A 6,747-nucleotide genomic window follows, 5' to 3' on the forward strand; every position below is an offset into this window, starting at 1 on the left:
TTGTGGCCGCGAGCCAACTTCCAGGCGTTCGCGCCGGGACGCTGGCTCGGACTGCCGGGGTGCGGTGTGCAGTGCCGTTCCGCCGCTCGGCCCGCCACACCGTGGAGCCGGAGGTGCTCATGCACAAAATCTCGACGCCCTGCGCGGCTGAGCATCGGATACCGATCGTCGCAGACCCGCATCATGCCGGCGAAATAAAATAAATCGGACGCCGCGGAAGTCTTACTGGTACGAGGGGCCGTGAATGGCGGGCCCAGAACCGATCCCCTCGGACCTCCAGCATGGTGCGCACAGCCTCGACCGCGACGCTCCGGTCCGCCGATGCGGGCGCGCAACCCCGGTCGGCCCCGCGCGCCGCGCGGCTCCGCCTGACCCTGCGGCGCCTCCGGCTGGCCAGCGGCCTGATCCTGTTCGGCTACGTGCTGACGCACCTGCTGAACCACGCCCTGGGCAACGTCTCCCTCGACGCCATGGAGGACGGCCTCGACCTCGTCACGGCCGTCTGGCTCAACCCCGCCGGCCTGACGCTGCTCTACGGCGCCCTGGTGGTCCACCTGCTGCTCGGGCTCCAGGCCCTCTACGCGGCCCGCTTCTTCCACTGGCGGCCGTCCGAGACCCTGCAGCTGGTCTCGGGCCTGCTGATCCCGCCGCTGCTCATCAGCCACATCGTCGGGACCCGGGTCTCCTTCGTCACCGAGGGGCTCGACAAGGGCTACGCGCAGGAACTCTACGCCTTCTGGATCGCCTCGCCGATCCTCGGCCTGATGCAGGTCACGGTCCTGGTCGTCGCCTGGATCCACGGCTGCATGGGCCTGTATTTCTGGCTGCGGCTGAAGCCCGGCTTCGACCGCGTGGCGCCCTGGCTGCTGGCGCTCGCAGTGCTGGTGCCGGTCCTGTCGCTGCTGGGCTTCGCGCAGGGCGGCCGGATGGTCCTGACCCTGGCGCAGGATCCGGCGTGGCGCGCGGCGGCGCTCCAGCCGGTCCATGTCGGGCTGCCCGACCAGGTGGCGCGGCTCGCCGCGATCCGGGACGGGCTGCTCGGGACCTACGCGGGCCTCGTGGCCGCGGTGATCGCGGCCCGCGGCGCGCGGACGCTCGCCGAGATCAAGCGCGGCACGATCCGGCTCAGCTACCCGGACGGGCGGGTGGTGCGGGTGCCCCGCGGCACGAGCGTGCTGGAGGCGAGCCGGCGCAACCGGATCCCCCATGCCAGCGTCTGCGGCGGCCGCGGGCGGTGCTCGACCTGCCGGATCCGGGTGACGGACGGCAGCGACGGCGCGCCGGCGCCCGGCCGCACGGAGCGGGCGGTGCTGGAGCGCATCGCCGCCGGTCCGGGGGTGCGCCTCGCCTGCCAGTTCCGGCCGGAGACCGACATGGCCGTGGTGCCGCTGCTGCCGCCGCAGCCGCGGATGCGTCAGGCCGACCTGCTCGACCGGGCGCAGTCCGGCGAGGAGCGCTTCATCGTGGCGATGTTCGTCGACCTGCGCGGCTCGACCCGGCTCGCCGAGGAGCGCCTGCCCTACGACACGGTGTTCATCATCAACCGCTTCCTGGGCGCGGTCGGCGACGCCGTCCGTGAGGCCGGCGGCTCGACCAACCAGTTCCTCGGCGACGGGCTCCTGGCCCTGTTCGGCCTGGAGACCGAGCCCGAGCAAGCGGCCCGGGACGCGCTGCGGGCGATCGACGGCATCGCCGACGCCGTCGAGACCCTGAACCGGCTGCTGGCGGAGGATCTGGAGCACATCCTGCGCTACGGGGTCGGCGTCCATGCCGGCCCCGCGATCGTCGGCGAGATGGGGGACGCGACCGACGCCCGCTTCACCGCGCTCGGCGACACCGTCAACGTGGCGTCCCGGCTGCAGGGCCTGACCAAGACCCTGGGCTGCGTGGCCGTGGTGTCGGAGACGGTCTACCGGGCCGCCCGCGTGGCGCCGGCGGAGATCCGGGACGTGGCGGTGGACGGCCGGTCGGAGGCCGTCCGGGTCAGCACCCTGGGCAGCCTCTGACGTTCCCGTCCTTGTCCGTCCTTGCGCGCGCGGCGACGCGTGATCCGCGACGCGACCGCGTACCTCCCCTCAGGCCCGCTGACGCTCCGTCCCGAGGCGCGGCGCCAGGGCCAGCATCAGCGGCACCACGGCGAGCGCCGTCCCGGCCGCCGCCGCGGCCGCCCAGTGCGGGCCGGCGGCGTCGCCGAGCCGTCCGTAGAGCAGCGGCGCCGCCAGCGCGCTGCCGCCGAGCGTCCAGGTGTAGAACACCGCGAAGGCCCGCTCGACCTGGCCGCCCGGGGCCAGTTCCGGCACGGTCCCGTAGAGGACCGACGAGGTGCCGTTCAGCATCACCCCGAGCAGCGGCAGCAGGATCAGCCCGGGGGCCAGCGGCAGCCCGATCACCGCCAGGATCGCCAGCGCCGTCCCGGTCTCGGTGAGGATCACGGTCCGGGTCACGCCGAGGTGTTCGCCGAGGCGCCCGCAGACCGCCTTGCCGAGCGCGCCGCCGACGAAGACCAGCGACAGGGCGAGGCCCACCGTGGTCAGGGCCGCGCCCTTCTCCTGCAGCAGGAACGGCAGGTAGAGCAGGAAGGCCGGGCGCGCGGCGTTGTCGAGCATGCCGATCGCGACGAGCAGCCGGAAGCCCGTGCCGCGCCCCGGCCCGGTCGCGGCCCGGTGGGGTGCCGGCCTCGCCGCGGCGACGCCGGTGCGTGACGCCGGCTCACGCGGCAACAGGCGCGCGACCGCGAGCGCGACGAGGATCCCGACGCCGGCGATCACCCAGAGCGCGTGCCGCCAGCCCGTCAGGGTCAGCAGCAGGCCGACCAGGGGCGGGACCGCCGCCTTCCCGAGATCGCCGGTGAAATTGTAGGTGCCGAGGGGGCCGCGGGCGCCGGGCCCGTAGGCCCGGGCGATCACCGCCGAGGCCAGGGGATGCTGGGTGCTGCTGCCGGCGCCGCCGAGCAGGAGCCCGATCCCGAGCCCGACGAGCCCGCCCGAGGCGCCGGCGATCGCGTAGCCGACCGCGCTGAGCACGGTGCCGAGTACCAGCACGGTCCGGGCGCCCCAGGCCTGGGCGAGGCGGCTCGCCGGCATCTGCAGCGCCGCCAGCGCCCCGTTGTAGAGCGAGCGCAGGAACGCCAGGGCGACGTAGTCGAGGCCGAACTCCGCCTGCCAGACCGGCAGCAGCACGTAGATCAGGTCCGTGTAGCCGTCGTGCAGGGCGTGGTTGACCCCGGCGGCCACCAGCGTGCGCCGGGCGTCCGGCAGGGAGACGGGTTCGGAAGACGCGGTCAGATCGGACGCGACGGACATCCAGCCATCCTTCATGGTTCCGTCACAGGATGGCCGCCTGGTCCGTCGCTGACAAACGACTTATGCTGACACTCGTGTGAGGAAACCTGACCCGTGCATCGTCGTTTGCCGCCGCTGAACGCGCTGAAAGCCTTCGAGGCGGCCGCCCGGCACGGCAGCTTCACGCGCGCGGCGGACGAGCTGCGGGTCACCCACGGGGCGGTCAGCCGGCACGTGCAGACGCTGGAGGGCTGGCTCGGGCTGCCGCTGTTCGAGCGCCACAACCGGCGCGTGGTCCTCACCGAGGCGGGCAGCGCCTACGCCACCGAGATCGGCGCCGCCCTCGACCGCATCGCCCTGGCCACGGCGCGCCAGGCCGAGCGCGGCCGGCCGCGCCTGCTGCGCGTGAACGCGCTCGCCACCTTCACCCTGCGCTGGCTGATCCCGCGCCTGTCGGGCTTCCAGCGGGCCAACCCGTCGATCGAGGTGCGGCTGACGACCTCGAACGTGCCCCTCGCCAGCGTGGCCGAGCCGTTCGACGTGGCGATCCGGGGCGGCCCGGACAGCCGCCCGGGCCACCGCGCGGCGCCGTTCCTGTCCGAGCGGCGCATTCCCGTCTGCAGCCCGGACCTGCTGCGGCGGCTGCCGCTCCGGGTGCCGGAGGATCTCCGGCAGCACACGCTCCTGCACGCCGCGACGCTGCCGCGGGTCTGGCCCGACTGGCTGCGGGCGGCGGGCGTCCCGGACCTGGCGCCGCGGGCCACGGTGACGCTGGAACACTTCTACCTGACCCTTCAGGCCGCCCTGGACGGGCTCGGCGTCGCCATGGGGCCCGAGCGGCTGATCGCCGACGACGTCGCGGCCGGGCGCCTGACCCTGCCCTTCGCTGGGCCGGCCCTGCCGGCCCGGAGCTACTACGCCTACGTCCCGGAACCCCGGGCGGAGGACCCGGCGGTGCGGGCCTTCTGCGGCTGGCTCGCCGAGGCCGCGCGGCAGCCGTGAGCGCCGCTGTCGGACGGCGCGCCGCCCGGATGGCTTCGCGGCGCGCGCGATGACGATCTCGGCTTGGCGGCCGCCGCCGTCCGGCGCATGGATCGGATCCGGAACGCCCCCGACCGCACCCGGGTTTGCGTGAGACGCTTCTGCCGAAGGTGACCGCATGGCGCGCAAGCGTCTCCGCCCGACGATCGAGAGCCTGATCGAATCCGTAGGCCGGCTCGGCCTGTCCCCCGACGCGGTCGACCTCGACCGGCTGCTCGCCCATCTCGACCTGCCCGATTACGGCGCCGAGGTGGAGGACGAGCGCGTCGCCCGCGCGCTGCGCGAGATCCAGGCGGCCCGGGCCTTCGCGGAGACCGGCGTCCCGGCGATCCGGAAGGCGATCCCCAACCTCCGGGCCGTGGTCACCAAGGACCACCGCATCACCTGGCTGATCCGGACCGAGATCCCGCTCCTCGACAACGGCCGCCTGGACCTGCGGCTCGACATGGCCCCCGAGCCGGAGGCGGCCGAGATCCTCGCCCGCATGGCCGCCCGGAACGACCCGACGCACCGGCTGGAGGCGCTGCGCGACGCCGTGGCGCGCACGGCCCTGCAGGCGACCCGCGCCCTGCACAAGCCGGTCGACCGGCTGCGGGCGCAGCTCCTCGTCGACCTGCGCGAGGTCGGGGCGGACGCCGCCGCCTACATCGCCCACATGGACCGCTCGCTCCGGTCCCGGGTCTTCACCTACGGCCCGAAGCTCGCCCGCGGCCTCAACGACACGCTCACGCCGGTGCGCCGGCACGCCAAGGCGGTGGCGCGCGAGGGCTCGCGCCTGCGCCGCCTGCGCGATCAGGTCGGCTTCGGCGCCTATATCGAGCGCTTCACCGCCGCCCGGCGCCTCAACCGGACGATCCTGTTCCACATGGGGCCGACCAATTCCGGCAAGACCTACGCGGCCCTGCAACACCTGACGGCGGCCGAGACCGGCGCCTACCTCGCGCCGCTCCGGCTCCTGGCGCTGGAGAATTACGAGACCCTGCGCGAGCGGGGGCTCCGCGCCGGCATGATCACCGGCGAGGAGGTGCTGGGCGAGGCCAACCCGACCCACACCGCCCGGACCATCGAGACCGCCGACCTGACCCGGCCGATCGACGTCGCGGTGATCGACGAGATCCAGATGCTGTCGGATCCCGACCGCGGCTGGGCCTGGACCAACGCGCTGTTCGGCGTGCCGGCGCGGACCGTGATCGTCTGCGGCTCCGACGACGCCCTGTCGTATGTCCGCCGCGCCGCCGAGGCCGCCGACGAGTCGCTGGAGGTGATCCCCTTCACCCGCAAGTCGCCGCTCCTGCTCCTGGAGGAGCCGGTGCCGCTGGAGAAGGTCGAGGCCGGCGACGCGGTCGTGGCCTTCTCCCGCCGGGCCGTGCACGAGAATCGCGAGGTCCTCGTCGCCCGCGGCCACCGGGTGGCGACGATCTACGGCGCCCTGTCGCCGGAGGTCCGCCGCGCCGAGGCCGCGCGCTTCCGCTCCGGCGAGGCCAACGTGCTGGTCACAACCGACGCGATCGGCATGGGGCTCAACCTCGGGCCGCTCAAGCGGATCGTGTTCTCGGCGGTGCGCAAGTGGGACGGCACCGCCGAGCGGGCGCTGACCCATTCCGAGATCCGGCAGATCGCCGGCCGGGCCGGCCGCTACGGTCACCAGGATGTCGGCTACGTGGCGGCGACCGACCCGTTCGCCGCCGAGCCGATCCGCACCGCCCTGTCGGGCGCCCCGACGGCGCCCGCGGCCGACACGCGCTTCTACGTCCGTCCCGATCTCGGGGCGATCCGCTCGGTGGCCGAGGAGATGCGCACCCACAGCCTGCACGAGGTGCTGACCCACTTCGCCCGGGCGACCTTCTACGCGGGCTCGCCGTTCCAGCCCTCGGCCCTGGAGGAAGTGCTGGAGGTCGCCCGGACCGTCGACCGGGCGCGGCTGCCGATCGAGGAGAAGTTCGCCTTCTCGGTCTGCCCGATCGACCGGCGCGACGAGATCGCCATGGGCCTGCTGGAGCGCTGGTGCCAGGCCCGGGCCGCCGGCCTCACCGTGCCGGCGCTGCGCGGCAACCTCGCGGGCGCGCTCGACTACCAGGAGCGGACGGTGAAGCTCGCCAGCGCCTATCTGTGGCTGTCGCGGCGCTTCCCCGAGACCTTCGACGACGTGGACGCCATCCGCCACATGCGCGGCCGCGCCAACGACGCCATCGAGCAGCACCTGCGCGAGACCGCGACCCGCAAGGCGGAGCGGCGGAGCAGGCGGACGATCGGCGCGCGGTGAGACGCGGCGTCCGGACATGAGAAAGCCCGCTGCGCGGTCGGCGCAGCGGGCTTTCTCGGGGTGACGTTGGTTGCGGGGACAGGATTTGAACCTGTGACCTTCAGGTTATGAGCCTGACGAGCTACCGGGCTGCTCCACCCCGCGCCAAGTCTGTGCGGCTTG

General features: G+C 73.9%; 4 protein-coding genes and 1 tRNA gene. 3 read left to right on the forward strand and 2 right to left on the reverse strand.

Annotated features, from left to right (window positions below):
* Positions 1-281 precede the first annotated feature (281 nt).
* On the forward strand, positions 282-2,006 hold the full coding sequence (locus ME121_RS27570) for an adenylate/guanylate cyclase domain-containing protein (protein WP_012321337.1): 1,725 nt from the start codon (positions 282-284) through the stop codon (positions 2,004-2,006).
* Between the two features lie 69 nt (positions 2,007-2,075).
* Here the strand turns inward: ME121_RS27570 and ME121_RS27575 are convergent, their stop codons facing one another.
* Positions 2,076-3,302, reverse strand: a complete 1,227-nt coding sequence (locus tag ME121_RS27575; RefSeq protein WP_029361423.1) for an MFS transporter — start codon at positions 3,300-3,302, stop codon at positions 2,076-2,078.
* Between the two features lie 93 nt (positions 3,303-3,395).
* On the opposite strand from ME121_RS27575, the gene gcvA reads away from it, so the two are divergent.
* Entirely contained in the window at positions 3,396-4,283 is an 888-nt protein-coding gene (gene gcvA, locus ME121_RS27580) for a transcriptional regulator GcvA (RefSeq protein WP_012321335.1), read from the forward strand.
* A gap of 157 nt (positions 4,284-4,440) precedes the next feature.
* Positions 4,441-6,585: a helicase-related protein gene (locus ME121_RS27585; RefSeq protein ID WP_059409968.1), complete on the forward strand. Its 2,145-nt coding sequence runs from the start codon at positions 4,441-4,443 to the stop codon at positions 6,583-6,585.
* Between the two features lie 67 nt (positions 6,586-6,652).
* Here ME121_RS27585 and ME121_RS27590 read toward each other — a convergent pair.
* Positions 6,653-6,729: transfer RNA gene (locus tag ME121_RS27590), tRNA-Met, on the reverse strand.
* Positions 6,730-6,747: the final 18 nt, after the last annotated feature.

The organism is Methylobacterium sp. ME121, assembly GCF_000974725.1.
In the GTDB taxonomy this organism is placed as follows: domain Bacteria; phylum Pseudomonadota; class Alphaproteobacteria; order Rhizobiales; family Beijerinckiaceae; genus Methylobacterium; species Methylobacterium radiotolerans.